This is a genomic window from Blautia aquisgranensis (genome assembly GCF_040096615.1).
In the GTDB taxonomy this organism is placed as follows: domain Bacteria; phylum Bacillota; class Clostridia; order Lachnospirales; family Lachnospiraceae; genus Blautia_A; species Blautia_A aquisgranensis.
Window position 1 is genome coordinate 57154 of the sequence record NZ_JBBMEJ010000017.1, and the last position, 24966, is coordinate 82119.

The following is a 24966-nucleotide window of genomic DNA, read 5'->3' on the forward strand; positions in this document are numbered from 1 at the left end:
TTTGTTTTATTTATTGTGCTGTTTTTTTACATAATATTCTACCGCTTCCTGTAAACTGCATCCGCTCCGACGACTTTTGCTTACTACACTGTTTTTGCTTATCTTCAATTGTTCACAGCATTCCTTAAGCGATGGATAAAGGGTTCCATGATAATCAAATTCAGGATTATCCAGCATCTTTTTTCTTTTTCTAGTCATAAAATGCTCAAATGATTCTTCTATGGAACAATTTTTATCTCTGGCTCTCTGCCTTACACACGCATCCTCAATGCCATATTTTTTGCAGCATGCTCGGAGGCTGGGGTATTCCATCCCCTTAAATGTAAACTTCTGTATCCTTTCTTCTATTAGCTCTTTGTTTGCAATAAAATGTTCCAACGATTCATCTGTGCTGCACCCTAATCTATACTTTCTTGAAGATACGCTGTTTGCATTCACACCATAAACCTCACAGCATTCTTCCAACGTTTCATAGCTTTTATTTCGGACTACAAATTCATTTTTCTTTGTCACTATTTTTTTCTTTATGAAATGATCCAGGGCCTCTTCTATACTACATCCAGTCGAGGAAGCCCGGTTACGGACACTGGCGGCACGAACATCATACTTTCTGCAGCATTCAGCAACACTTTGATATTCTTTTCCCTTATATACAAATATCTTTTTTAGTTCATCCGCATTGCTTTTTTCTATAAAATGTTTTACAGCCTCTTCCCAGGTGCAATGAATCCGCCATGCTCTGGCCCGTACACTGGTTTCATTAATTCCGTATATCTCACAACACTGTCCAAGGGAAACATATTTTTCCCCTTCATAAAAGAATGGTTCTTTTGCGCGGTGCCTTTTTTTTGATATTACCTTGTTTCCAGAATTCTCATCATTTCCTGTGGATTCCTGTGGCACGCAACCTTCCATATGAGAAACATTTTTTTCCAACGTCTCTGGCAAGGAGCTTTTGGTTCTATAGGCAGCACTTCTTACAATTTTGGGGTTCAGGCCATACGCGAGACAACATTCCGTGAAACTATTGTATTCTTTTCCCCGGAATGCAAAGATTCTTTGCTTTTTAGATTTAATGTAATGTGTAATCGCACGTGTAGAAGAAACTCCATTCTTTTCCATATACAAACGTACGGATATAGGATTTATTCCCAATTCTTCACAGCATTGAGGAAGTGATGGATACTTCACTCCATGATATGTGATTTCATGTGCCTTTTTCCATTCTATTGCCCGTTCAATTGCTTCCTGTGGTGTGCACTTTCGATTCCACATATCTGTTTTAACGGAAGCTTCGTTTATATCATAAAATTCACAACAAGTCTTAATGCTGGCCCATTTTCGATTTCGGAATATGATCTCTTTACTTTTTTTCAATTCAATAAAATGTGTAATCGCTTCTTCAGTTCTACATTTATATTGATTCTGATACGCCATTACACTACGGTAACATATTCCATAAAAATTACAGCATTTATGCTTACTTTCAAAAGTTCTGCCATTGTACACAAATTTGAATTTCTCCATGTAATTTGATCTGATTTTACGTGGCATAAAAACTTCTTTCCTCCTTTTATCGTGATTGGATCTGATACATGTTAAAACATTTTGCTAAACAAAAAAAGACACTCCAAGAGTCCATTTTACTCTTTTTGTGTCTTTATCGGTTGATCCGCAGACGCGGTATAAAGTATAAAATTCTGACCTCGTATCAGAATAAAATTTTGTGCAATCTGCCTTGCAAAATGTTCAATTTTATCGTATCATTCCAGATATTTAATGTCAATTTCACTACAGGCTTTAAACAGTAGCAGCTGCGTAGTATTTTACTCGTATTCCTGCGAATACATACATAAACTGTTGCATACATGTAAATGCCCCTCCGGTCTTTTCACCGGAAAAGGGCACTTACAGAAGGCTTTTTGTATTCATGTCATACAAAAAATCACATAAATCAAGATTGGAAATGAAACAAACATAAGCCCAAAATCAACAAAGATCAATATCAGCCAAAGCAACTTTAATTTTTTCTCCAAATCTCATCCTCCGTTTCGAGTATATTTAAGGAATTCCATAAAATCCCTTATACTTAAATAAAAGAGAATTTCAGAGCTGTTTCTGTAAATATCCCCAAACTTTCACAGGAATTTCATTTTTACTTTTGAAGTTACTTTTGTGATATATCAATCTGCTATTATGCGGCCTGTTCTTCCAGTTCTCGATTCCCTGCCTCCATTAAATCTTCCTCCAGAATTTCAGCAAGCAATTTGTTACAATACCCAACACCGTTTACACGAACGCCTTTGCTGCGGAGTTCTTCAATCTCTTTTTTCCTGAGACTCTGACTTTTTACAGCCAGTTTATAATCTTCTTTTGCCAGTTTCTTTTTTAATTGTTTCTGCCATTTTACAAGAAAATCCCTTGCAAGCTCGATATCTTCATTCTGCTGGTTATAAAAAGTGCGTGTCTGCCTTATGGTTCCATCCGGTTCCACTTCAAGCGTATAGTATGCCTCCGTTGGTTGTTCTGCCTTTCTCAAAAACAGGATATAGGATTCCTGCTGGCTCATTCGTTCATAATAGGTTTCTGTATTATTTACGCAGTGATGCATCAGTTTTGCTTCATACAAAATATCATCCACTTTTTCCGGCACAACGATTCGATACTCTTTGTCCGCATATTCATATTTTTTCAAATCCCTGCATATACGATTCAGACCCGGATACTTTTTTTCCAGCTCTCCGGCTCTTAAAATCAAATCTTTTGCTTCTATCTCTTTTATCATTTCATTATGTCTCTGCATGAGCTTTCGTGCACGGTAGATAACAGAATCCTGCACATTCACTCCGACCCGAATTGCCATATTGAGATAATCCTTCCATGTTTTGATCAGGTTTTTCACGGATTCCCCACTTTCTGCTGCCTGCTTTTCCAGATAATTTTTAATCTGTAAAGGAGCCATACGATCCATAATGAACATAAGATCCGCTGGTTTAAGTTTTTCCAGGCACATCCATGAAATCACATCGTCACAGATCAACTTGTTTTGGGCTTTTTCAAGCAACAGCCATTGAAGAAAAATCTCTCCCCCATTGTTTGTACGTAACCTTTTCAAGCGGAACCTGTCAATTCCCAGTGCTTTTCCAAGGTTTCCGGAATCCTTACAATAAATCTGTGCTTTATTATCCATAATGTCTTCTGCGAGATGATAAAGTCCTGCTTTAATGAGCCGTTCCAGATAAGGTCTTTCTTTAACCATTTCAAAAAAACTTACCGGATCTAAATACTTTTTGGCTTTTGCATATTCGTAGAATCCTGTCCTACGGAATGTCCTGTTTTTAATGCCATACAGTGATTTTCCATAAATATTTCCCATATTATATTTTTCATATGTCATATAGCCACCGTAACCTGGATACAGTGGAACCTGTAATTTACCCTGGATCCATCGGCTTTCTTTTGTCCAATGATGACGGCCAAAATAATATTCTTTTGTATTTAATTTTTCATCATACAGGATTCTCCGGCGCTCAAAGAAAGAATATACTGGTTTTTTATATGAGCTGCTTACTATGAGCATCTGAAGCTGGAATTCTCTCAAAACAAACACATTATCTCCACAGGTCTGAAGCAGGTATGCAGTCTCTTTTGGGGTTTCTATATTTTTGGCCCGGCCTAATGCTTTATATTGAATCTGATGTCTGCATTTTGGGCAATGCCCCACTGCATTATGGTGAGGATGGCTGATTGGAACTTCGCTTTCACACCAGCTACAATATCCTGTCTGATCTTTCCTGCGGCTGTAATGATAAAAGATAAAATTCTGGGTAATTCCAACTTTTTTCTGCCATCTCAGCCAGTCTTTCGGAATTTTTGGAAGTCTATCCATGCACTGATCCCAGCTTGTCAGAATTTTTTCATATTTCATTCCCAGCCTCCGGTGTCTCTGCTCACGTTGATATACATACAGTGCATATAAAGCATCGTCATATTCACTTTCAAGATACTTTTGGATCAACGCTGTATCTGCCTCTTTCATATAAGAATTTTCCTGATATAACCATTTTGAGAAAATGGTCTTATCCAGCATACTATCTGACCATTTCTTTGTCCGGTAATCATACCCTTTAAAAACATCGTTCTTTTTATCAATATATAATGTATATACAGGTTTCCGACAGTCCATGGAAAGATATTCTGACAGATAAAATGCTACTTTTAAAATATTGTTTTCTACTTCTGCACGTAAATATAGCCCCCTCTGATAAATCAGCTGCTCCGTATAGTATCCCTTATCTCTTACTGGCACATCTTCTTTTGCAAGTTTTATCAGTTCATCCGTAGCTTCCAGCAATTTCATGTTACGCAATTCTTTTTTATTCATTTCCGTCCTCTCCTTCATTTTCTACTGCATATAATGTCATTTTCTCTTTTCTGCTCAAATGCAGCAGGGGAACTCCCTGCCGCATCCACTTTATCCTTTTATTTACGCCGCTATTTCAGTAGGGCTTTCTTCGTTTTCTGCCGATTCCACTGGTAGGTTCATTAAGTCTTTCTCTAAAAGATCAGCCAGAAGTTCCCCAGCAAATGCTCCGCCATGGACAACTACATGCTTATCACGTATCTCCTGATAGTTCTGCTGCCTGAGCTTCCTGCTTTCTTCTGTGCTCTTACGATCTTTTTGGGTTAATCGCTTCTGAATTTCCTTCTGCCACAATGTTAAAAAAGAAGTCACCTTATCAATGTCCTTATTTTGACGGTTAAATTCCGCACGTTTTTGCCGGATGGTTCCATCTGGTTCAACTTCCAGTGTATAAAACGGTACTTTCGGATTCTCTTTTTCCCGCAAAAACAGGATATAGCTTTCCTTTGAATCGATCCGGTCAAAATAAGTATCCGTCTTATTTACACAGTGATGAAGCGTATCACCTTCATATAGGATGTCATCGATACTCTTTGGCGCAATGACCTGATATTCACCGTCACTGAACTCATATTTTTCTTTCAAATCAATGAGATGTTTCTGAAATCCGACATACTTTTCTTCCAGCTCCCTGCGTCGGATTCCGCGTTTCATTTCTTCTATCTTCAAAACCGCCTCTTTATGGCGCAGTTGAAGATCTCTGGTACGGTAAATAATTGAATCATGTATATCCATTCCCAGTCTTTTTGCCATAGAAAGATAATCGTTCCACACCTGCAGCACATGGCTGATATCATCCCCGGATTTTTCTGATTGTTTCACAAGATAATGTCGAATCTGGCAGATGCTCATCTGATCCAGAACAAACTTCAGGTCGTTTGGTTCAAATTCTTCTTTTACCATCCAGCATATTTCTTCATCCCCGATTGTTTTTCCTGTACTCTTTTCAAGTTGCAGCCATTTAAGTTCTTTTACCCCGCCATTCATATCTCGGAGCCTTCGAAACTCTTTCTTATCTACGGACAGGAATTCTGTTGGTTTTCTGCCTTTTCTTTTTATTGCATCTGTTGCCCTGTGGTCCAGTACATCATCAACTAACTGGAAAAGCCCCGCTTTTACAATCTGTTCCAGTACCGGGTATGTCTTCCACAGGTAAAGATATTTTCCAGGATCTATCTTTTTCTGACCAAGGGCGTACTCACGCAGACCTGTTTCTTTTAATTCATGCCTGGACAGATCCGACAGGGTGTAAGGATAGACCATCCCTTTATACTGAATACCGCAGCAAGTATAATACCAAGGTTCCCCATATGAAATCCATCGCATTTCCCGCTGTTTGAACAGACCATAAACAAAATTTGAAATTTCCTCTCCATTTGCAGAGAAGATTCTTCTCTGCTCTTCATGGCAGGTAGTTTCGCAATCTGTATAGCCGCCCTTTTTATACCACGTTCTGGCATGAAAGATCCGGAGCACAAAACCAGAAGTCTTGCGTCTCCTCTGGATAAGATAGACTCTGTACCACTTTGTACAAAATCTTCCAGACTTTCCCACGGAACGAAAAGTAATCGGTTGTCCACACACATTGCACTGTCCTTTCTGGTTATATTTGGGTGAGCGGATTGGAACATGTTTTTTGCAATATGTACAGTATCCTTCTGTAGCACCATTTTTCTGATACTTGTAGAAGATATAGTGTTCCGTAATTCCATATTTTGAAACCCATCCGATCCAGTTCTTAGGCAGTCCAGATATAGTTTTCATCACTTGGTCCCATGAATCTGTAAGTTTTTTATCATGACGTATCCTTTGTTCTTTACGGATATTCGCCTGAAACTCTTCCAGTGCCCGGATTGCAGGTTGCATTGTCTTTAAATATTTTTGGATGACCTTTGTATCACAGTCATTTACATAGATGTTGCCAAGATTAATCCTTACATCCCATAAGATACTTTCAAGAAGTGCCTTTCTCCATTTTTTTAATTTTTCATCATAGGTTATAAACCGTCTCTCTTTTCTGCTGATAAACAGACGGTACATTGGAAAGTTTATATTCTCCTCAATATCCGTTACGGCAAACAGATACACTTTTAAAATTCCTTTTTCTACTGCTGCCCGACAATACATCCGATATTTTCCGGGTTCACCCCTTTTTTTCTCCAATGGACTCAAAGATATTTCAGTTTTCTTTGCATCGGCGATATGTCTGTTCATCACTTTTAATGGTTTTAATTCCATCAACCTCTTTTTTCTCATAACTCCACCAGCTTTCCAGTCACATCAATCCATGCTTTCTCCGGATATTTCTGACCATCGATACAGATGACCCCAATTTCCAGTATCTGGCTGTTACCAGGCTGCTCCTTTAAAAGTAACAGTAAATCGCCCTTTTGTCCTTTGGCTTTGGGGTCTTTTCCACGCACAATGCAAAATCCGTTGCAGCTGGTCCCGTTTTCTTTTGCAACATGGGAGTTCCATTTCCGGTTTGGATATTTCGCCATGTAGGCAGCTCCATGTAATAACAGGCTTCTCAATTCAATTTTCTTTAACAGGCGCATCTTTGTGCAGGAGATTTTTGAATCTTCTCCATCTTCATCCAAATCCCCTGATGCATCTACTATGTAATACACGGAATTTTTCCAATTCGGATAATAGCAGAGACAATCCAGTGGGTTTTCTGCACAATGAAATCCATTTTGTCTACAGTTTGCTTTTTCCGTTTCATTTATGCCATACTCCTGAAACTGAAAGCCCCGACATTTCAAATCCTTTTGAAATCCTTTATATGCGATCATATCCTTCTCCTTTAACTCTCTTTCGGCTGCATCATGTCAAACAAGGACATCTGCCCGGAATCTTTTGATTTTTTCTTGCTGATATACTTTTCTTCCTGCTCCGCTGCTTCTTTGGGATGCACCTCGGAATCTTTCTTTGTCCCCGGGTTTTTCGGTATTGTTTTCGTTCTCTTATTTACCGAATCCCATTCCTTTTGAATCTTTTTCTTTTCTTCCTGCTCTTTTTCTGCTATTTCTTTTTCATCATCTTTCGCATAATATTCAAGTACCCAGGGAAAAACCTGGTCGCCGGAGAGTGCCAGGCCTGTATTAGCTCGAATGCCGTTCTCTCCCTTTTTTTTCGCTCCCTCCAGTGCAATGTTATAGGCTTTTTGCGTCACGTAATCCAAACATCTCTGAAGCATCTTATGTTTTTTTAACACCTGTGCATCTAAAGCAGAATCCGTTTTGGCAAGATTTACAAGATACTGTCCTATAATGTCTGCAAAGCCTGCATCCTTTAAGGCAAACATTTCTGCACGCAGTTTTTCAGACGCATTCGCAAACTTTCTTTCCTCAATCGGTATATCAACCAGCCGGTAGCGGCTGCCCTGAATAAATTCCTCTGTCTGTTTTTTGGAAACTGCATGTGCTTTGGCAAGTTCCCGCACACCATCCATATTCCCGCTCTGGCGGTAATACAATGCTGCTGTATTTAATTCTTCTGCAGTTTTTATGATCTCATTTAACATAATCGGTCCCTTCTTTCCTGATAAAAACATGAGGCAGAAGAAAAAATCTCCTGCCTCTGCCTGCTTTTTATGCCGCATTCATTTTCTGTTCAGCCGCTTCCATTTCTTTTTCTACTTCCAATGCAATCCTGCGTCTCTCTGCATCATCAGAATCCAAAAGGCTGATCATTTCCAGTACAATACGGCGAACCCATTCATTTTCCTCCCATCCTGCACAGATCTGACGGGCTTTTTCCGTCAGTTCCTTCCAGTCAGCATCTTCCAGATCCCTGCCACGATATTCTTTATAGAAAGAATAAATTTCTTTCATGGCTTTCGGTGCCTGAATCTTTGCCGCTTCATCCAAATTGGAGAGGAGTCCCATCAGCATGGGATGGTTTTTATATTTTTCAATCAAAGGACGGATACCGGTCTGAATTTTACCCGTATAAAGTCCTAAAAAATCATTAAATATTCCTGCAATCAATTTCTGATCTGTCATTCGTTTCCTTCCTTTCTGTTAATTTTCTTACTCTGCGCCTGACCGTAGATGGAAAACACTGAAATGCTTCCGATACTGCATCCTGGCTGTATCCCTGATCAAGAAGAGCCTTCATAGCCGCTGCCATTTCTGATTCCTTGAGCTTTTTTATGGACGGTTTCCGAACTTTCTTTTTCAGTATTTTCCGGCAAAGCGGATGATCTGGTCCGTATTCGTACATTGTGCTGGCTTCCGCTGCATTCAAATTGCACAGGATTGCAATCAGCAGACAGTAATATCCCTTATATTCGTCGTCTTTCATGCCGCACCACCTTTATTGCCTGGTTTTTAAATGTACATCTTTACTCTAATCTGCTTTAAATTCTTTTTGATCAAGACCATTTTCGAGCAGATATCTTTCCGTACCTTCTGGATCGAGCTGTGCAAGTCGTGCAAGATTAAACTCTACGACATAATAGCTGCCATAATTGATTTTCCTCTTACCTATAACTTTTCCGAGTTTATACTTTTCAATAAACGCAACCTTTGCTTTTGCTCCGCAATCCGAGATTATTGCCTGCCCTGGCCTTAGGAATCCCATAACTCCAATTGTAAGATCTCCGAATAATTCCAGCTTTTCCTCACATTCCTTTTGCTCTTGCCATAATCCGATATACAGGGATCCGTTGTAGTACATATTCACTCTGACATATAATTCCTCATGTCCACATTCCCAGTCATATCCCAATGGTTTTTCATCTTTTCGAATGCATATAGCCTGTCCCATATTCTGCCTCCTTTTTTGATTTTCCTGTTCATCTTTTGTGGATTATTTTACATTTCCTCCCTTCCTGTTTTTTTGCACACTTCACATTTCGTTTTTGGACAACAAAAAAAGACACCAAAAATCTTCTTTTGATTTTTGATGTCTTCCTATTGATAAAAGGCCTTCGCCTAAATGTTGCTCCCGGAACAGCATATCCGGAACAAAAAACTTTGCTGCGTGGCAAACCATGCATAAAAAATAATCCATTTATATGGTAACACAATATATTGAATTCGTCAATAAAATATAGTAAACGAAACACCATATCTTGTTGCTGCATCATTTTTTGAGTGCACTTACCATCTTTACTTTTCTTCTATTTTCATGTCCAGCATGCCGATAAATCCTTATAATATGCTGATCTCTCCTGTAATATATATTTGACAAATCATCAACGTAAAAAATCCATTGTCTGAATAGTGGACTTCTTTTTTGACTTTAAAAGAATTTTAAAGTTTTTGTTACCATCCGGAATTTTTTACGATATATAGTATGAGTAGAAAATTTCCTTTCGGAACACAAAATGAAAAGAACAAATAAAAATATAAAGCAAAACATTTTTATGATATCATTAATCATAATTGAAGTAACTCAGAAAATCAGAATTATGGAGAACATTATGAACAGAATATTTCAGAAATTTTTGCAAAGCGTAATTGACCTTTCCTCTGTGGGAGCAAAGTGCCTCAAAGATAATACACATAATATGGATATGAACCCAACTGTAGAAGCGACCATCCCTGAATGGAAGGTTTATTTTGACGGAAACTTCTGGGAGCCTTCAGGAAAAGGCCATGCCGGAACAGAACTTCGATTAAATAAACAATTCGAATGGGCTGGGCATCATTGGATTATTCCTGCGGTGTATTCTTGCAACAAAGGTCTTGTCTTGGATTTTTGTATGTGTACTCCGGCAGAAGATATTCGCGAATTTATGAAAAAGTGGGATTTAAGCCCCGAAAATGACTCTTGTTTAAATTTTACGCAAGAACAACAACTGCAAATAGATTTAGACAACCCTCTTTGCCTTGATATTATTCCTTGTTTAAAATTAAATGGAAAAACAATGCAGGCCTCTCACAGCTGTTCGGCGGTCTTTAATCCCTGCTTATCGGACGAAACAAACAATGAACTGGAAGCAAAATGGGCGGTGAAACACTACGAATTGGATATCTCCTATGGATGGATGATTTTTAGGGCGGCATTTCTGTGGCCAGATAAACGCCGTCCTGCAATAAAATCTCTTTCGCTTATAATGGAGCAACAACCATTCCGTGTACCTGGGCCGCATTTTAAGATACACGCTCCTGGTGACCAGTTCACTTTCTCCCATCCGGTCAGTGAAACAGAATATGCATTAACTGTACAAAAATTGGAACAGCAGACGCTTTCTCAAAACCACGTGGGCTCTGACCGTTGGTTGTATCCCACACATTTTATCTCTATGAGCTATACACTTTCTCCTAAACCAGACAATGACATTTCGATTCATGATTGTGCAGATAGCGATAAACCTTTAGAAGTTGTACCTGTAACAGACTCCTTTACACCGGAAATGCAAAACGATATTGCCTGTATTGACATTATCGGTGGTGCAGATGAGCCAACTGTAATCCTGTATAGCGACAGCAATCAGGCAAATCTCCATGTTGCTTGTTCCGCTTTACACTTCAAACCAGTATCAGACGACACTGAATGGCGAATTGAGTTTAACATTATTCGTTCTTCGAAAAAAACATTTTTGCTTATATAATGCATATTCCACTTCAGTTTGTTTAACTTATTTCTAAAGAAATTAACAACTCTCGCCATGTAAAGGGGGATGTCGTATCAATACGCCATCCCCGCTTTTTCTGTCTTACTGGTCTATTTCATATAATTCTTCAACATAAATATTTCCGTCAGGCAGCTCCTCCGTTTTCTGTGAGATCAGAGTGCCTTTTTGTGAGTATGCATAAGCCACCGATGATCCTACAAGCAAAACTCCTAAAGCACTAAGTATTGTAATCTTTACCTTATGTTTCATGCCCGGCAGAGAGCGCAAAGGCAAACAAGACATTTTTCTCCGGCAGTGCCGCCGCCAGCGCTCTTGCCTGCACATTGTTACCCACAAAAACAATATTTTTCGTCTGATTCGCCCGCAAGGTTTCCAGAGCAGAATCCAGCTGCGTATATCGCAGAACGACAAATATCACATCGTACCGGACATTCGGTGCCAGTTCCGTCACCACAGGAATATTGCTGACCGATGTGCGGAGGGAGAATTATTGATCCTTGATCCGCAGTCCGTTCTTCCTGATTTCCTCTGCCCAGTTTCCCCGGGCAAGCAGGGTCACATCCTTTCCGGCGTGAAACAGATTCCTTGCCAGATTGCACCCTAAAACACCTGCACCATATACCAGAATTTTCATTGCTTGCCTCCAAATCTGATCTTTACAATCTGCATCTTCATCATTCCGTCACCGACCCTGGCGAGAAAACGGAAAAATCCGCTGACGGATGGGTCTTTCAAATCGGTGTAGCCCAGCATATAGCCGCGGCTCGAGACCCGCAAACGGCTATCCCATGCACCGATCTCTTGGGGAGCGTCGGAAACCGCGAAATACGCGCCAACATCCTTGATTTGCGCGCTTTTGAGCCATGTTTTTGCGATCATCTTCACCGCTGTCCGGTTGGCTGCGTCAAATACCAGCACGCCGCCGGGGAAGGCATCCGCCATGGCCCGCACCAATGTCTTAACCTGCTCGGTCAGGAAGTAATAGAACACGCCGGAGGCAAAGAATACCGCGCCGCCCGAAGCGTCGATTTCAGAAAACCATGCCGTGTCGTTCAGGTCGCAGGGGATATTTTTCTCCCTCTCCCCGGCGGGTAAAAGCTCGTTGCGCACGGTGATGACATCGGGAAAATCCAAATTGTAGATTTTGCAGCTGCCGTTGTCGCAAGTTCTGCCGGTACAGTCCAGCCCGCAGCCCAGATTGACCACCGCCGCATTGGGGTGAGATTTCAGATAATCCCGCACCTCGAAGGCAAGGTCATTCTGCCGCATAGCCACCTCCAGCGAGCCGAAACGCTGCATCAGGCTGCGGGATTTTTTCTCTGCCTCAGAAAAATCGTAGTTGATCTCGTCAATCAGGCGAACCGTTGTTTCGTCCCGGTAAAGATTCGGGTATAGTTCTGAGCAGACCTTCCGCGCATACAGCGGAATGATCAGCGTCTCCTGTACGGTGTTTTTCTCGATTTTATATTTCATGGGTATCACTCACTTTCTGATAAATGGCAGTTCCGGCATACAGTCACGCTCGGCGATGTGTGCCAGCATTTCGGCGAACTCCTTTGAATCGCGTATCTGATATTGCATATGCTCGTATCCCTCAAACACGGGATAATGGCCGCAGGGATAGGCTTCCATCACTGCCTGACGGTATTTGAAATGATCTTCTATGCTGCCAAACTCGAAATAGATATGCCTTTGCAGTTCTTCGGGAAGGGACGGAAAGGGTTTATCCTCCAGGCTGTCCGAAATCTGCCGCCGCAAATTTGTATAGGTCAGATTTTCCCCTGCGGCGATAAAATACGGCTTTATGGAATCGTCGTCACACCACAGAATCTTTTTCAGTGTGCCGCCCTTCGACCAGTACAGGCTCTTGATAGCGAAATACAGAAACGGTATCATAATGCGGCGCATACCTTTTCCGATTTGCGCAAATTGCCCGCCATCAAAGAAAACGTGCCCAACGGGCAGCTTCGTGTTTGTCAAAAATGCCATGGCAAGGTCTGCACCGATGGAAGAAGCGACCACCATCGCCAGCCGCTCCACGCCCTGTCGATGCAGAAAGCCCTCCACCTGCCGTATTTCGTCCAGCTTGCTGACATATTTCTGCCCTTTGCAGTAAACGGTGGAGGTAGGCAGAATACAGAAATACCTATCCTGTAAGTAGTTCGCAACCGGTTCGCTGCTTTCTCCCGTCACGCCCATAGCGTGAAAGAACAGCACGGCAGGATTCCTCCTGTCGCCATATGTTTGAAACAGCATTTCTATCACCTCATATTTTCATAAAAAGCATCATAATCGCCGCCAGTGCTGCCGAAATGACTGCCATACCAATTGTGCCGAACAGCCACTTTTTGCCCTTATCCTTGGCTGTAATGTAGGGTTTCAGGTCTTCCGTTCCTGGAATTTCCCATGCGTTCGTATGTCCTACCCAATAGCCGTCAACCCAAAATCGGTCTATGAGATTCATAACGGACAGTATGACCAGCAGCTGCCAAAAGCCCTGAACGAAGCCCTTTGCGCCGTTGAGCGCATAGACGCAGACCAGCACATAGGCGATGTAGCCGGGGACGCAGACAGCTTTGAAAATCAAAGCATTTCGCTTGATTTTCGCGTGTGTTGTAAGTCCCAGCGTTACGCACCGCTCCTGCACCTCCTGGCTGTAAAGATGCACCATGCCCACCGCGCCCTTGCGGATACCGATGGCGCAAACCAAAATGAGCAGAACGCCCAGCCCGATGCCTTCCAAAATCACCTGTAAAAGCATTACCGATTCCTCCTGAAGCCCGCCTCATCCCGGTATTCGGGATGTCCCTTCAAGTACGGGTTTTTATCGCCGCAGATGGTGTAGTCGCATCGGCAGCCGTCCACGCAGGTGGTCGTCCGCACCAGCTTGGCATGGAGCAGTTCCATGGACGCATAGTCCACATTGCACAGGGCGGGCATAATATCCATAAGGCCGTGCCGGATGGCAAACTCCGCCGCCGGACACGCCGTAAATTCATAATAAATAGGCTTGTCGGTCTCATAAGGCGCAACCGACATCTCGTAATCGTGCCATTTGTCGCAGCCGCTTTTCGCACGAACAAACGCCTTGTACATCAGCTTCCTCCAGAACGGCTTGTTGCAGTCCACGAATTTCAGCTTGCGGAAGGTCGGCAGGATCAGATTTTCCTCCATCTCTTCAATTTCACGGAATGAAGTAGCGGCTTTGCAGACCACATAATAGCTCAGGATGGCGATGCAGTCGTAGGTGCCGCCTACGCCGTTGTGGAAGTTCTTTTTGCCGCCCAAGTCGGTGCGCCAGTCGGAGAGAAAGACCGCGTACTGCCGCTGCACCTTTTCCCATACTGTCTCCCGCTCTGCTTCCGGATAGTGCAGGGCGATTTTCGCCAGGATTTCTTTCTTGCAAGGCTTTGAATACAGCACATGGCTTTTGCGGTCAAACAGAAGCTCGTTGTCCTTCATCTAATTGCCTCCCTCCTTGTTCTTTCTTGCGTGCATGAGACCATCTCAGATTTAACCCGCTTTTCGGCAGACAAACCATGCCATGCTTTTCAGGTTTCCCATGTCCACATCCGTATACATTCCATCTAGCCGTGCTTTCAGACTGGAAACCGTCTCATAGGGCGGCGTGAAAAACCCTATCTTTTTATAAACATGCCGGACAAACCAATCCGTCCGCTTATGCTCGCCCTTCACATAAAAGCAGCCGCAGAATGTCCCGCCGGGTCTCAAGACCCGAAAAACCTCCCGATAAGCGGCCTCCTTGTCCGGAAAAGCGTGAAAGCCGTTCAACGACAAAACGATGTCGAAGGTGTCGTCTGCATAGGAGAGTGCTCCCACATCTCCCTGCCGGAAGGTTACATTTTTCAGGTGCAGGCGGTCAGCCTTTTCCCGTGCCTGCCTCATCATATCGGGCGAATAATCGAGACAGGTAATGTCCGCCTCCGGCATAGTCTGATAAACCGGCATGGTCAAAATCCCTGTTCCCACCGGCACTTCCAGCAGTTTGCCGGAGAAATGCTCCGGAATACCGGACATTGCCTTTTCCAGATAGGCGTCGTTTTCCACCTTGTTCATTGCCCACACCAAGCGGCACACCGCTTTCCCGCTCAGAGTAGAGCAGGTGATCATGCCATCATAAAAACTGTTTCCACCCGTCATTCGGTACGCACCGCGAATGGCTTCTTTTCGTTCCATGGTTCTTCCTCCGTGTTTCAATCATCACACGACCGTTTCCAATCTCATTTTTTCAAAATGTCCACGATTTTAGCAAAGTCCTCCTTTGCCTCTTTGAAGATCGGCAGCATACAGTAGCAATGCACCATCTTCGGGCGGGCGGACACCGTATAGAGGACATTTGCCCGTTTGCAGGCTTCCTCAAAGTCCGGCAATGCGCCGTAGAGCACCTCGTCGGCAGAATAGAAGAAGTGGATATCACCCACGCCGGTAAAATCTCCCCGGGAGCCGGAGAGCATATAGTCCGGCACATTCTCGCAACCATGCCGCATGAATTTTTCCACCGTCACCATAAAGGCATAGTCGATGGAAACATCTCTTTCGTTCAATGCCTTCATCCGCGATTTTTCGCCATCGTTCCACGGCACTTCGCCGGGAGATACGGCGACGATATGCCGTGGCTGCGGCAGCGGCTCAGGCTGCGCGTTGTTGTGCGCCGCGATCCCCAGGGCCAGCGCACCGCCAGAGGAAAAACCACAGGTGCTGACATTTCCGCCGCCATACAAGCCGACCATTCTGCGGTAACATTCGTACACCATCGCATAGGTCTCGGTAATACAATGTTCCATGCAGAGCGGGTAAAACGGAAACCACACATCACAGCCGGTCTCGCGGCAGAGCTTGCGCATCACAGGCAGGTCGCCCTTATCGGGGCCGATCACCATGCCACCGCCAAAGAAATAGAGAATCGCGCGCTCGGACGGCTTCGGATGCTCTCGCACGATCAGGCAGGGAAAGCCGTTTACCGCGATCGTTTCATAATATGCCTTGCGGTCGGTGGGCGTAAAAACGCCACGATGCCGGTTCTGCTTTTCAATTTCCTTTCGCAGTGCATCCTCCGGCAAGGCGAACGCCTTTTTCGCGCCGGAGAGCTTGTATACGCTGCGTAAGATAGATGCAAAGATACTCATGATTTAGCCCCCTCATTTCCGCGCCGTGATGCAGAGCCAACTTTTCTTTTTGTGTATCTGCACATCGTGAAAGCCTGCCTGCTCCAGATACGCCTTTAATTCAATATCTTTGTAGATGGTCATGCCGCCGATGATCTCCGTCCACTTCTTGTCCTTGTCTGTATCGCCGTTGCTTTCGTTGCAGATGAGTAATGTCCCGCCGGGCTTCAGCACCCGGTAAACCTCCCGGAAGCACTGCGGCAGATCGGGCCAGAAATAGACGGTTTCAAAGGCCGTTACCGCATCGAACCAGTCGCCTGCAAAGATCATATCCGCCACGCTGCCTTGTAGGACGGTGCAGCGACCCTCCGCTATGGCGGCCTCGTTGACCTTTTTGGATTTCTCCACACTGACGGGGGAATAGTCAATGCCCTTGACAATACCCTCCGGGCATTTTTTCAGAAGTCTCTTGATGTTCGCCCCTCCGCCGCAGCCGCAGTCCAGCACCTTGGCGTCCGGCGCGGCATTCAGAAATTGAAGCCCCCACCGTGCCACGGGGCTGTGACCGAGATTCATCATGACGACCATGAGCTTTCCGCCAAGCCCCACGGGGTTGCGGGTGTTTTCAAAAAATGACATATCACACCTCCGATTTCACACATTCGGTATAAGTTAATGGAAAGGATGCTTTCAGCACGACGCTTTTCCGCACCGTCCAGCCGTTTTGCCGCAGGAAGTGCAGGTATTCCTCGCTCGTCCACTTGCTGTGGAGCGGAAAGCCCGCCAGCTTCATAAAAAACGCTCTCACCCTGCCGGAAAAAGAGTTTCCCGCATGAGTGAAGGTGGGCGCGATGAGCACGCCGTCCTCTTTCAGCACCCGATGAATCTCGGCAAGGGCTTTCTCCGGCTGCGGCACGATGTGCAGTGCGTTGGACACGATCACCACATCAAAGGACTTGTCCGCATAGGGCAGGCAGAACATATCCTGCACGGAAAAGTGCAGCTTTGCAGATTGATTATCCCGCTTCGCCTCGGCAATCATCTCCGGGGAGGCGTCCGTCGCCTCGATGTGTGCCGCCGCGTTCACGATGTGTTTTGCGATCAATCCCGTGCCGGTAGCAAGCTCCAGCACCGTCTTGGCTTTTACAACCGGCCGGATCAGCGCATACATCTTTTCATACGCCGCCCGATCCTTTCGCATAAAGCGGTCGTAACGATCGGCATTTTTGTCCCAGAAGTTCTTGTGTTTTCGCATCGCTGTCATCCCTCCAGTCGTTAGATGCACCTAACCTATGTGTACACGTCTTTCGGTTAGATGTAGCTAACTATCGTGTCTTGGAAAAGCCGCATCTCTGCGGCCTTCCGCTTATTTAAATAACTCCCTGCAAGCGCCGTACACTAACGTTTCCAGCACCTGCGGGTACAGTCCTCCTATTTGCTCCTTGTGTGAGACGGTCAGAATCAGTCCGCGCACTGTGGCGGCAGCCAAGGGTGCACCGTGTTTTGGCACAAGGTCGTGCTTCTCCAACAGCTGACGGATGTGCGTCTCGCCGTCGTGGTAATGGATGCTTTTCACATCCTCCGGCAGCCTTTCCAAAAGCAGCTTCGCATCGTTTTCGATGAAAATCATATCACCGGTATCGGACAGCCGCTGACAAACGGCAAGAACAGCCTTTGCCGCACGTTCCGACGGCGGCAAGCCGTCAGATTCACGCAGCGCGCGGTCAGCCACTCCGTAAAGCTCGGAGTGAATGTTCTCCAAAACCGCGAAGAAAAGCATTTCCTTGGATTCGTAGAATTTATAGAACGAGCCCTTCGCAATGCCGACCGCCTTCGTCAGCTGATCCACGGAGGTTTTTTTCATCCCCAGCGTGACGGCGCAGCGCCTCGTTTCCTTCAGCAACGCCTTGCGGAGCTGCTCAGTCTCGTAATCGGTAAAAGCCAATCCCACGTCCCCCCTAAACATGACCACTTTGGTTCTTTTGGTCATATTATACCGTGCTTCTTTCTGGTTTGCAAGAGGTGCTGAGAAAAAAACGCTAATCAAAAGGAGTGCAGTGTTTCAGAAAGAGACGCTGGAATTCCAGTAACCGGTAATCGCTGTTGCCGCGGTAAAAGAAACTATATCGTAAAAGGGCATCAGAGCGAAGCATTCAAATGCTGCGTTCTGATACCCTTTTTGTTTCATATTGCACGGATGGATTGATTACAAAAAAAAGCAGGAATTAACACAACATGAACGACATATGATATCTGCAATAATCTTCCTGTGGAACGATCTGCACAACGCTCGACGACATGGCCCATGTATAGAGACGGCGACTCGTATGAGCCACCGTCTTTATACATGATTACCGCTCAGGGTCATTCCAGTTCTTTGCAGACTTCTTCCAAAAACCTCATGCTGTAAGAAATCCTCTGCATATCAAAACCGTAAAAGCGAAGGTCTTCGCCTTCCAATGCACTTTCATTGTACTGGCGCATATAGGAGATAAGTTCTGCCATCTCTTCCGTTCTATAAATGGAAAATCCAATCGCTGCGGCTGCTTCCTATGCTGTCCCCTCCTAAAGCCGCCGTGTCAGCGTGTAGTCGTCACTCCTTTGTCGAGGGTATAAGGAACGGCGGCCTTGATGTTACTCAAAACCGCCGCAGTCCTTGAAAATCCATTATGGGCGCACGAAGCTGCCTGCCCTGTAACGGTTTTTTTCTTTCCCCGTCTTGCGGGGCAGGATCGCTTGTCTTATTTGGTTTAGGTTTGTTCCTGTTCGGCTGCCTCTTTCAGCCGTGAAAAGCTCTCATCGCTGATGATGTGTTCAATCCGGCAGGCGTCAGTCTCCGCAGTCCTGGGGTCAACGCCTGCGGTGATAAGCTGCTCGGTAAAGAAGCAGTGTCGCTCGAAGATTTTTTCGGCAACCTCGCGGCCTACATCGGTCAGATGGAGAAAGTGATCTTCGTCCATAGTGAGAAAGCCGCCGTCCCGCAAGGTAGCCACTGCATGGCACACGCTGGGTTTTGACACCTCCATATGCCGGGCTACATCTACGGAGCGCACCATACCGAGTTTCTTTTGGAGAACAAGGATGGTTTCCAGGTAGTCCTCCCCGGACGCATGAAGTTTCATCTGAACCTCCTTTACTGAGCCAGCTTCCAGCCGATGGCCTCCTGTCTGGCCGATACAAAATCGGCATACAGGCCCTTTTGCTGGATCAGCTCCGCATGAGTGCCGCGCTGGACGATATGAGCGTTGTCCAGTACAAGGATCTGATCGGCGTTGCGGACGGTTTTCAGCCGGTGGGCAATCATGATGATGGTCTTGTCATGGGTCAATGCCTCGATAGCTCGCTGCAATTCATCCTCATTCTCTGGGTCAACGCTGCTTGTTGCCTCGTCCAAAATGATGATAGGTGCGTCCTTCAGCATGGCGCGGGCGATAGAAATCCGCTGTTTCTCGCCTCCGGACAAAGTGCCGCCGCCCTCGCCAATCACGGTGTCATAGCCATCCGGTAGGGCAGAAATAAAGTCATGACAGCAAGCCTTTTTCGCCGCTTCAACCACCTGCTCATGGGTGGCGTCTGGGCAGCCAAACTTGATATTGTTCTCAATCGTATCTGCAAAGAGGTATACGCTCTGGAACACCATCGAGATATTCTTCATCAGGCTGTCCAGCTTGAAATCCCGTATATCCGTACCGCCAATGGTAATCTTCCCAGCGTTCACATCCCAAAAACGGGCAATCAGGTTGCACATCGTTGTCTTACCTGCCCCGGAAGGGCCGACAATGGCCGTAGTTGTTTTTTCGGGAATGGTGAAGCTGACCTGATCCAATATCTTGCGGTCAGCGTAGGAAAAATCCACCTTGTCAAACACGATCTCGCTGGACTTCGGCGTAATGTCAGCGCCTTTTTCGTCCATCGCCGGCGTGTCATCAATAGAGTTTGCCGTATCCATCGAGGCCGCCAGCATTTGCAGCAGAGAGGCCATATTCCCGGCGTTCTCCAAATCGTTGAACACCATGAAAGAAGCAATCACCAAAATCAGGCCGTAGGCCAGCGGCAAGGAGCCGTCCAGCCAGAACCAGACTGAGGCCAAAAGTAGCAGGGCGCTGAACACCCGAATAACGGCCTGTTTGATAGCGTCATAGGGAACGCTGGCCTTTGTCAATTTCAGGTTATCCCGGCAGCTCGCCTTAATTGCACTGCCGATAGACTGCGTGCTGTCCCGTTCCAGTCCAAATGCTTTGACAATCCCCATACCCTGAATGTACTCCAATACGGACTCCACAAGGGACTCCTGTGTGTGCTGGCGTACCCCGCTGAGCGCGGCAGATTTGCGAAGCGCCAGTTCCGCCGCCGCAAGGTAAATCAGGACACCGGCAGCGGCTACAAGCCCAATCCGCCAGTCGAATATCAGCAGGACGATGACAAGGGCAACCGAGTTAAAAAATCCGCCCAGCACCGACACCAGGACACGGGCTGCCGAGTTCTCCACATCGCCCAAAGTCGTTGTGACAATGGCGGTAATGTTCCCGATACTATTCTTGTTGAAGTATCCCATCGGGATATAGCGCAGCCGATCTCCGATGTGGATACGCTTTTCCGCTACCATGCAATAGCCGGTTTCTGTCTGCTCCATCGTGGAGAAATAGGTCGTAATGATACGCCCAAGAAGGGAAACGGCCATAATCCCCAGCGAAAGCCAGATAAACTTTCCGTTCCGGTCGTCAGATACCAGCGCGCCGATCACCACAAAGAGGGCGGCAAACTGCATGGCTGAAAACAGCCCGGACAGGAATGAAAATAACAGGGATTTTTTCAGAAGTCCCTTTTTACTGCCTGCAAAAGCAAAAATTTTTTTCAATGTTCCATACATCTGACAACACCCCCTTACATCTGGTCTTTCGCACCGATATGCGCCTGCCACATATCCCGGTAGAGAGGGCAGGTTTCCAGCAGCTTCTCATGCGTACCCTGTGCGTGGATGGTTCCATCCTTCACCACAACAATGTTGTCCGCGCCAACAATGGTAGACAGCCGGTGTGCGATCACAATCAGGGTCTTGCCGACAGTCAAAGCGGAAATGGCTTTCTGTACCAGCGCCTCATTTTCGGGGTCGATGTAGGCTGTTGCCTCGTCCAAAATGACAACCGGCGCATTTTTCAGCATGGCGCGGGCGATGGCGATCCGCTGGCGCTCCCCGCCAGAAAGGTGGGAACCGGCGCTGCCGACAACCGTATCATAGCCATTGTCCAGCTTGCGGATAAAGGCGTCGCAGCCGCTTTGTTTGGCGGCCTGTTCCACCTCTGCGTCCGTAGCATCGGGCCTTCCCATGCGAATATTCTCCCGGATACTGCGGTTAAACAGGTAATTGTCCTGGGACACATAGGAAATCTGATCTGCAATTTCAGACAGCGGTATATCCTTCAGCTCATGGCCGCCGAGGGTAATGCTACCGGATGTAACATCCCAATACCCGGCAATCAGCTTCGCCACCGTAGACTTGCCGGAGCCGGACGGACCTACAAGGGCGGTCATGGTTCCGGGGTGGATGGTGAGATTCACATCATGCAAAACCTCTGTTGTCCCGTCATAGGAAAACGACACAGACCTAAGAGAAATGCCGGTATCTTCCAGCTTGATCGGCGTTTCTTTATGGTTCAGTTCTTCGGCGTTCAGAAGCTGGCTGATTTCTTCCACATTTGTCCCCAGTACGGCCAAATCGTCCGTAAAGGTAAAGGCCGCAATAATCGGCCCGATCAGCCCCAGCGAGAAAATCACAATGGACAGGAAGGTGGAAAGCTCCAGACTGCCGGAGAGCCAGAACGCGAAGCCGCAGGGCAGCACGCAAATCAGCACTGAGGGCAGGATGGCGTTGTAGGCGCTCATGGTTTTCTGGTTTTCCCGCATCCAGTCCACATAGTAGTTGGCGTTATAATTCACCGAGTCAGAATATTTTTTGTAGGAACCGGCGGATTGGCTGAACGCTTTCACCACCTCAATGCCTCCGATATATTCCACGATGGCGTCTGCCATCTGCTTGCCCGCCTTGACTGCGCCCTCCCACTTGACGGGATAGTTTTTCATACCGGCGGACATAACCGCAAGGCCCACCACGAGAGTGACAAGGGACAAAAGCGCCATACGCCAGTCCAGAATAAGCAGGTACACGACAATCACAATGGGAACCAGCACATTTGCGGTCATTTCCGGGATCAGGTGTGCAAAGGTCGGCTCCATTCCCTCCACCCGGTCAACAATCGTCGTTTTATACTGTCCAGAGGGCGTATCCAAAATCGTTCCCATTGGCACACGGGCAAGTTTCTCGGTAATGTTCTCCCGCAGATCGCGCAGCGTGTAATAGGTTGCTGTGTGGGAAATCGTTGTAGAAAGACAGGAAAACAGCACCTTCCCAAAGTAGCCGCACAGTGCAATAATACCAGCGGTCACATAGCGGGAAAAATTCTGTTCCCCAGACAACATCATTGTGACAATATGCGCCACGCAGAAATAGGGCACCATCTGGCAGGCCACGCCTAATACCGCAAGAATAATACTGCCGATGAATTTTCCATGATAAGGTTTGCCCCATCCCCATAAGACGCCTATGGGTGACTCCTTCTTTTCTTCTTTCACTTTACAGATACCCCCTTTATGAAATAGTTTCTAATTTTTTCAAGTCCATCCGCATCCATTGGAAATTGGTCGATGATAGAACCATCTTCAAAATGGACAATATCCGTACAACAGTCTAATATCAACTCAAGGTCATGAGTAATGACATACACGGTAATACCCGTGTTCCTGACTTGTCGCAGGACATTTGCAACCTCTTTCATGTGCTTATAATCAAGGCCGCTGGTCGGTTCATCAAAAAATAAAATAGAGCGTTTAGACGCGATTGCTGAGGCAATCGCTACCCGCTGTTTCTGACCGCCGGAGAGGGACATAGGGTGTCTGTCTTTGAAATCTGTCAAATCTAACTCGGCAAGGATTTCCTCAGCCCACTCCTGATTTTCCTCCTCCATACTGATCAGGACTTCATCCAGCACAGTTTCCGTAAAAAGCTGGTGATTGACTTCCTGCATCACCATGTAGCAGGTATTTAGTCTGTCTTTAGGCCGATAAGTTCTGCCGTTCCAGATCACCTCACCGCAGCGCTTTTCAAGGCCGCAGAAACACCGGGAGAAGGTGGACTTTCCAGCTCCATTATTCCCGATGATCCCGACAATACGATTTGCGGGGATTTTACTTTCCCGGATGTGCAGCGTTTCCGGTTCGTTTTTGTAGGCAAAGCAGAAATTGCGAAGTTCCATTTGCTGACCGGCCTGGGGCAATGCTTTCGGCGGCAACAAATCTTCAAGAATAAAGGTACGCAGCCCCAACTTGGCTCTCTGTTGCTCCGTCAGGCTCTCAAACTCCGCTGCGGAGTAATCTTTTTCCACCTTTCCGCCGGTAATATAGATAAAACGATCCGCAAGACCGCGCAGATAGTAGAGCCGATGCTCTGACACTATAATTGTTTTCCCCTGCGACTTCCAAAACGCAAGTATTGCTCTCAGATCCAGGATAGAGGAAGCATCCAGGTTGGATGACGGCTCATCCATAACCAGCACATCCGGCTCCATGATGGATACCCCGGCACAGGCAATTTTTTGCTTTTCCCCGCCGGAGAGATGAAAGATATTGCGTCCCATCAATTTCTCCAGGCGGAAATCCCGGATGGTCTTATCTAATCGTTCCCGAATACTTTGCTCCGGCTGGCCGAGATTTTCACACCCGAATGTGATTTCGCTGGTTGTGTCCACATTGAAAAATTGTGAGCGGGGGTTTTGAAACACGCTGCCAACCGTTTTCGCGGTATCATAAAGGGGCTGTTCCGAAACCTTTGCCCCATTTACCCACACTTCTCCATTCATTTTTCCTTCATAGTAATGGGGAATCAGACCGTTGATCAGCCTGGTAATTGTCGTTTTTCCACTGCCGCTTTCGCCGCAAAGTACGACGCATTGACCGTCCTCTACGGTCAGATTTATATCATGGACTCCACCAGCGTTCTCGTTTTCTTCTCCATAAGAGAAGGTCACATGGTCAATCCGTATCATAGGTTCACCCCCTCCCGTCAAAAAGAAATCTGCTGCTGAAACAAAAACAAGGCAAAACAGATAACGCAAAACAGAATCGCAATCAAATCTTGAACATGGAAACCGATCTGGCACACGTTTGTACGTTTAACGGGGGCTCCAAGCCCCCGTGTCAACGCAGCAGCAGAAAGTTCATCACCAATCTTCACAACGGACACCATCAAAGGAACAAGGCGATATTCCAACATCAGGAAAGGATTTTTCCCGCCGAATCGTATGCCCCGCATTTTCATTGCATCCCGGATGGCCTGATATTCTTCGCTGATGGTTGGGAAAAAGCGAAAAATGACAGACATTGGAATCACGATTTTTTCCGTGATGTGCATACGCTCCATTGCGCCGATAAACTCACTGATCGAAGTGGATGAGATCAGATAGGCACCTGTCATAATGCCGGGCGCAAACCGCGTCATGATAGATGTCACTGCCAGCACGATGAACGAGAGTAATCCGCTCAAACTCGTAAGGGCAATCCGTTCCAGTATAAAGCAAACCGCATATAGCACCAGATATTTTCCTGCTGTTTTGAAACGGCGTTCCGACAAAATCAGAGCAAAGGGGACAAGGCTTAGACACGGCTTGACGATGTTCATAATTCCTTCGTTACTGGTACTGTTGCTAGAATATAAATAGTACAAGCCAAAATGAGAAATTCCAAATACACATAAGCATGGTACAATAGAAACATGC

Annotated in this window: 26 protein-coding genes; 1 reads left to right on the forward strand and 25 read right to left on the reverse strand. The window is 45.9% G+C overall.

Annotation, left to right across the window (positions count from 1 at the left end):
- Positions 1-6: 6 nt before the first annotated feature.
- The 8 genes from WMO28_RS13330 to WMO28_RS13365 form a co-directional block, all read right to left on the reverse strand.
- On the reverse strand, positions 7-1554 hold the full coding sequence (locus tag WMO28_RS13330) for a hypothetical protein (protein WP_226845149.1): 1548 nt from the start codon (positions 1552-1554) through the stop codon (positions 7-9).
- A 640-nt stretch (positions 1555-2194) separates the two neighbouring features.
- Complete coding sequence (locus tag WMO28_RS13335; protein WP_349057285.1) at positions 2195-4384, reverse strand: PcfJ domain-containing protein; 2190 nt, start codon at positions 4382-4384, stop codon at positions 2195-2197.
- A 102-nt stretch (positions 4385-4486) separates the two neighbouring features.
- Positions 4487-6679, reverse strand: coding sequence for a PcfJ domain-containing protein (locus WMO28_RS13340; protein ID WP_226845145.1), 2193 nt, complete (start codon positions 6677-6679; stop codon positions 4487-4489).
- The gene (locus WMO28_RS13345; RefSeq protein WP_059085839.1) at positions 6676-7218 is read right to left on the reverse strand and encodes a DUF7666 domain-containing protein; all 543 of its coding nucleotides are present in this window, start codon (positions 7216-7218) and stop codon (positions 6676-6678) included. Before WMO28_RS13345 ends, WMO28_RS13340 begins: the two co-directional genes overlap by 4 nt.
- A gap of 11 nt (positions 7219-7229) precedes the next feature.
- Positions 7230-7949, reverse strand: a complete 720-nt coding sequence (locus WMO28_RS13350; protein WP_226845143.1) for a Cas9 inhibitor AcrIIA9 family protein — start codon at positions 7947-7949, stop codon at positions 7230-7232.
- A gap of 67 nt (positions 7950-8016) precedes the next feature.
- Positions 8017-8430, reverse strand: a complete 414-nt coding sequence (locus WMO28_RS13355; protein ID WP_005422924.1) for a hypothetical protein — start codon at positions 8428-8430, stop codon at positions 8017-8019.
- The gene (locus tag WMO28_RS13360) at positions 8396-8731 is read right to left on the reverse strand and encodes a hypothetical protein (protein ID WP_005422925.1); all 336 of its coding nucleotides are present in this window, start codon (positions 8729-8731) and stop codon (positions 8396-8398) included. Before WMO28_RS13360 ends, WMO28_RS13355 begins: the two co-directional genes overlap by 35 nt.
- Positions 8732-8776: 45 nt before the next feature.
- A complete protein-coding gene (locus WMO28_RS13365) occupies positions 8777-9196 on the reverse strand; it encodes a DUF4313 domain-containing protein (RefSeq protein WP_148446896.1) in 420 nt (139 codons plus the stop codon).
- A 562-nt stretch (positions 9197-9758) separates the two neighbouring features.
- On the opposite strand from WMO28_RS13365, the gene WMO28_RS13370 reads away from it, so the two are divergent.
- A complete protein-coding gene (locus WMO28_RS13370) occupies positions 9759-10988 on the forward strand; it encodes a hypothetical protein (protein WP_349057288.1) in 1230 nt (409 codons plus the stop codon).
- A gap of 262 nt (positions 10989-11250) precedes the next feature.
- On the opposite strand, the gene WMO28_RS13375 is transcribed toward WMO28_RS13370, so the two are convergent.
- The 17 genes from WMO28_RS13375 to WMO28_RS13455 all read right to left on the reverse strand — a co-directional run.
- Positions 11251-11466 carry a Rossmann-fold NAD(P)-binding domain-containing protein gene (locus WMO28_RS13375; protein WP_226845141.1) on the reverse strand — a complete coding sequence of 72 codons (216 nt, stop codon included), beginning with the start codon at positions 11464-11466 and terminating at the stop codon, positions 11251-11253.
- Between the two features lie 33 nt (positions 11467-11499).
- Complete coding sequence (locus tag WMO28_RS13380) at positions 11500-11646, reverse strand: ketopantoate reductase family protein (RefSeq protein ID WP_226845139.1); 147 nt, start codon at positions 11644-11646, stop codon at positions 11500-11502.
- Positions 11643-12485, reverse strand: coding sequence for a class I SAM-dependent methyltransferase (locus WMO28_RS13385; RefSeq protein ID WP_154780638.1), 843 nt, complete (start codon positions 12483-12485; stop codon positions 11643-11645). Before WMO28_RS13385 ends, WMO28_RS13380 begins: the two co-directional genes overlap by 4 nt.
- Before the next feature lie 9 nt (positions 12486-12494).
- Positions 12495-13268, reverse strand: coding sequence for an alpha/beta fold hydrolase (locus WMO28_RS13390; protein WP_154780639.1), 774 nt, complete (start codon positions 13266-13268; stop codon positions 12495-12497).
- Positions 13269-13278: 10 nt separating this feature from the next.
- Complete coding sequence (locus WMO28_RS13395) at positions 13279-13773, reverse strand: hypothetical protein (RefSeq protein WP_114000343.1); 495 nt, start codon at positions 13771-13773, stop codon at positions 13279-13281.
- Positions 13773-14474 (reverse strand): L-2-amino-thiazoline-4-carboxylic acid hydrolase, encoded by a 702-nt coding sequence (locus WMO28_RS13400; RefSeq protein ID WP_118046639.1) that lies wholly within the window; start codon positions 14472-14474, stop codon positions 13773-13775. The genes WMO28_RS13395 and WMO28_RS13400 overlap by 1 nt, the downstream gene beginning before the upstream one ends.
- Positions 14475-14525: 51 nt before the next feature.
- Positions 14526-15209 carry a class I SAM-dependent methyltransferase gene (locus WMO28_RS13405; protein WP_148446888.1) on the reverse strand — a complete coding sequence of 228 codons (684 nt, stop codon included), beginning with the start codon at positions 15207-15209 and terminating at the stop codon, positions 14526-14528.
- Between the two features lie 44 nt (positions 15210-15253).
- A complete protein-coding gene (locus WMO28_RS13410) occupies positions 15254-16159 on the reverse strand; it encodes an alpha/beta hydrolase (RefSeq protein WP_148446886.1) in 906 nt (301 codons plus the stop codon).
- A 12-nt stretch (positions 16160-16171) separates the two neighbouring features.
- A complete protein-coding gene (locus WMO28_RS13415) occupies positions 16172-16777 on the reverse strand; it encodes a class I SAM-dependent methyltransferase (protein WP_118046645.1) in 606 nt (201 codons plus the stop codon).
- A 1-nt stretch (position 16778) separates the two neighbouring features.
- Positions 16779-17393 carry a class I SAM-dependent methyltransferase gene (locus WMO28_RS13420; protein WP_349057291.1) on the reverse strand — a complete coding sequence of 205 codons (615 nt, stop codon included), beginning with the start codon at positions 17391-17393 and terminating at the stop codon, positions 16779-16781.
- Positions 17394-17504: 111 nt separating this feature from the next.
- Positions 17505-18083 carry a TetR/AcrR family transcriptional regulator gene (locus tag WMO28_RS13425; RefSeq protein ID WP_148446882.1) on the reverse strand — a complete coding sequence of 193 codons (579 nt, stop codon included), beginning with the start codon at positions 18081-18083 and terminating at the stop codon, positions 17505-17507.
- 419 nt (positions 18084-18502) lie between these two features.
- The gene (locus tag WMO28_RS13430; RefSeq protein WP_330384949.1) at positions 18503-18673 is read right to left on the reverse strand and encodes an erythromycin esterase family protein; all 171 of its coding nucleotides are present in this window, start codon (positions 18671-18673) and stop codon (positions 18503-18505) included.
- Positions 18674-18888: 215 nt separating this feature from the next.
- A complete protein-coding gene (locus WMO28_RS13435) occupies positions 18889-19260 on the reverse strand; it encodes a metal-dependent transcriptional regulator (protein WP_148446880.1) in 372 nt (123 codons plus the stop codon).
- A gap of 11 nt (positions 19261-19271) precedes the next feature.
- Positions 19272-21008, reverse strand: a complete 1737-nt coding sequence (locus WMO28_RS13440) for an ABC transporter ATP-binding protein (RefSeq protein ID WP_154780642.1) — start codon at positions 21006-21008, stop codon at positions 19272-19274.
- Positions 21009-21022: 14 nt separating this feature from the next.
- Positions 21023-22768, reverse strand: a complete 1746-nt coding sequence (locus WMO28_RS13445) for an ABC transporter ATP-binding protein (protein ID WP_167829774.1) — start codon at positions 22766-22768, stop codon at positions 21023-21025.
- On the reverse strand, positions 22765-24237 hold the full coding sequence (locus WMO28_RS13450) for an ABC transporter ATP-binding protein (protein WP_148446873.1): 1473 nt from the start codon (positions 24235-24237) through the stop codon (positions 22765-22767). The genes WMO28_RS13445 and WMO28_RS13450 overlap by 4 nt, the downstream gene beginning before the upstream one ends.
- Before the next feature lie 17 nt (positions 24238-24254).
- Positions 24255-24966: energy-coupling factor transporter transmembrane component T (locus tag WMO28_RS13455; protein WP_435376528.1), on the reverse strand; the 712-nt coding region annotated here is incomplete at its 5' end.

Excerpts from the sequence above, each read along its gene's own strand:
- WMO28_RS13330 (WP_226845149.1), bottom strand. The coding sequence starts at position 1,554 with ATGCCACGTAAAATCAGATCAAATTACATGGAGAAATTCAAATTTGTG.
- WMO28_RS13335 (WP_349057285.1), bottom strand. The coding sequence starts at position 4,384 with ATGAATAAAAAAGAATTGCGTAACATGAAATTGCTGGAAGCTACGGAT.
- WMO28_RS13340 (WP_226845145.1), bottom strand. The coding sequence starts at position 6,679 with ATGAGAAAAAAGAGGTTGATGGAATTAAAACCATTAAAAGTGATGAAC.
- WMO28_RS13345 (WP_059085839.1), bottom strand. The coding sequence starts at position 7,218 with ATGATCGCATATAAAGGATTTCAAAAGGATTTGAAATGTCGGGGCTTT.
- WMO28_RS13350 (WP_226845143.1), bottom strand. The coding sequence starts at position 7,949 with ATGTTAAATGAGATCATAAAAACTGCAGAAGAATTAAATACAGCAGCA.
- WMO28_RS13355 (WP_005422924.1), bottom strand. The coding sequence starts at position 8,430 with ATGACAGATCAGAAATTGATTGCAGGAATATTTAATGATTTTTTAGGA.
- WMO28_RS13360 (WP_005422925.1), bottom strand. The coding sequence starts at position 8,731 with ATGAAAGACGACGAATATAAGGGATATTACTGTCTGCTGATTGCAATC.
- WMO28_RS13365 (WP_148446896.1), bottom strand. The coding sequence starts at position 9,196 with ATGGGACAGGCTATATGCATTCGAAAAGATGAAAAACCATTGGGATAT.
- WMO28_RS13370 (WP_349057288.1), top strand. The coding sequence starts at position 9,759 with ATGAAAAGAACAAATAAAAATATAAAGCAAAACATTTTTATGATATCA.
- WMO28_RS13380 (WP_226845139.1), bottom strand. The coding sequence starts at position 11,646 with ATGAAAATTCTGGTATATGGTGCAGGTGTTTTAGGGTGCAATCTGGCA.
- WMO28_RS13385 (WP_154780638.1), bottom strand. The coding sequence starts at position 12,485 with ATGAAATATAAAATCGAGAAAAACACCGTACAGGAGACGCTGATCATT.
- WMO28_RS13390 (WP_154780639.1), bottom strand. The coding sequence starts at position 13,268 with ATGCTGTTTCAAACATATGGCGACAGGAGGAATCCTGCCGTGCTGTTC.
- WMO28_RS13395 (WP_114000343.1), bottom strand. The coding sequence starts at position 13,773 with ATGCTTTTACAGGTGATTTTGGAAGGCATCGGGCTGGGCGTTCTGCTC.
- WMO28_RS13400 (WP_118046639.1), bottom strand. The coding sequence starts at position 14,474 with ATGAAGGACAACGAGCTTCTGTTTGACCGCAAAAGCCATGTGCTGTAT.
- WMO28_RS13405 (WP_148446888.1), bottom strand. The coding sequence starts at position 15,209 with ATGGAACGAAAAGAAGCCATTCGCGGTGCGTACCGAATGACGGGTGGA.
- WMO28_RS13410 (WP_148446886.1), bottom strand. The coding sequence starts at position 16,159 with ATGAGTATCTTTGCATCTATCTTACGCAGCGTATACAAGCTCTCCGGC.
- WMO28_RS13415 (WP_118046645.1), bottom strand. The coding sequence starts at position 16,777 with ATGTCATTTTTTGAAAACACCCGCAACCCCGTGGGGCTTGGCGGAAAG.
- WMO28_RS13420 (WP_349057291.1), bottom strand. The coding sequence starts at position 17,393 with ATGCGAAAACACAAGAACTTCTGGGACAAAAATGCCGATCGTTACGAC.
- WMO28_RS13435 (WP_148446880.1), bottom strand. The coding sequence starts at position 19,260 with ATGAAACTTCATGCGTCCGGGGAGGACTACCTGGAAACCATCCTTGTT.
- WMO28_RS13440 (WP_154780642.1), bottom strand. The coding sequence starts at position 21,008 with ATGTATGGAACATTGAAAAAAATTTTTGCTTTTGCAGGCAGTAAAAAG.
- WMO28_RS13450 (WP_148446873.1), bottom strand. The coding sequence starts at position 24,237 with ATGATACGGATTGACCATGTGACCTTCTCTTATGGAGAAGAAAACGAG.